Origin of the sequence: Paenalicyclobacillus macrosporangiidus (genome assembly GCF_900116805.1) — a bacterium.
Classification (GTDB): domain Bacteria; phylum Bacillota; class Bacilli; order Alicyclobacillales; family Alicyclobacillaceae; genus Alicyclobacillus_H; species Alicyclobacillus_H macrosporangiidus.
In genome coordinates, this window is record NZ_FPBV01000086.1 from 1 (window position 1) to 1289 (window position 1289).

The 1289-nt window shown below is 58.3% G+C and carries 1 protein-coding gene; it reads left to right on the top strand.

Annotated features, from left to right (window positions below; translation table 11 throughout):
• Nucleotides 1–109 precede the first annotated feature (109 nt).
• A partial coding sequence (locus BM357_RS18795; protein WP_074956939.1) for an IS256 family transposase occupies nt 110–1289 on the top strand: 1180 nt, incomplete at its 3' end.

The window sequence follows — 1289 nt, forward strand, 5'->3', positions numbered from 1 at the left end:
GTTAAAGTCTCAAGTAGTGGTGTAAAATCCGTCGTTCACAATTGACGACGAAGCCACCGTGCGTGTCTACTAGAAAGTGACGCAACCAACTAGTAGGAGGTACGCAACGATGGCTTCTGTCAACAGCTTCGCAGTTCTCGAGTGGATTCGCAAGCTCCAAGGAGAGGAAAATATCGACACGCTGCGGGAGCTGATGAGGATTTTCGCCCAATCTCTCATCGACGCTGAGGCAACGCAGAAAATCGGGGCGGAGCACTATGAGCGCAGTGAGGAGCGTGTTACACAGCGTAACGGCTATCGGAAGCGGGAATGGGACACCCGACTGGGGACGATCGAACTGAATATCCCCAAACTCCGCAAGGGGAGCTTCTTCCCCTCCATCCTCGAGCCACGCCGCCGATCTGAGCAGGCTCTGGCAACTGTAGTTCAGGAGGCGTATGTCAATGGTGTTAGCACCCGTAAGGTCGACGACCTGGTGCGGGCACTGGGATTGGACGGCATAAGCAAAAGTGAGGTCTCTCGCCTGTGCAAGCAGTTGGATGAGGCCGTCCGTCAGTTCAAGGAACGGCCATTGGAGCGAGAGTACCCGTACATCTGGTTGGACGCCACATTCCCGAAGGTGCGGGAGGGCGGGCGTGTACAAAGCATGGCGTTTGTGGTGGCCATAGGCGTCACAGACACCGGAGAGCGTGAGGTCTTGGGGTTTGACGTGGGAACGAGTGAGGACGGTGCCTTTTGGACCGAGTTTCTGCGAGGCCTGAAGCAGCGTGGGCTGCGAGGCGTCAGACTCGTGGTCAGCGACGCTCACCTGGGGCTGCGGCAAGCGATATCGGAGGTGCTCACCGGAGCCACATGGCAGCGGTGCAAGGTGCATACCATCCGGAACGTGCTCAGCCAGGTGCCGAAGAAGCAGCAGTCGATGGTGGCAGCGATCATCCGGACGATTTTTGCACAGCCTACGCAGGATGCGGCCAGAGCCCAACTGCGCAACGTGGTCAAGCAGCTTGAGGACAAGTTCCCAAAGGCCATGGAGATCCTGCAGACGGCCGAGGACGACGTGCTGGCGTTCATGGCACTGCCAGGCGAGCATTGGCGGCAGATCTGCTCCACCAATCCGCTGGAGCGCCTGAACCGAGAGATGAGACGGCGGATGGACGTCGTCGGAATCTTCCCAAACCGAGACGCTGTACTGCGCCTAATGGGGGCCATATTGCAGGAGCAGCATGAGGAGTGGATGGTATCTCGACGCTACTTCAGCCTGGAGTCTATGGCGAGACTGAAGCCAGACC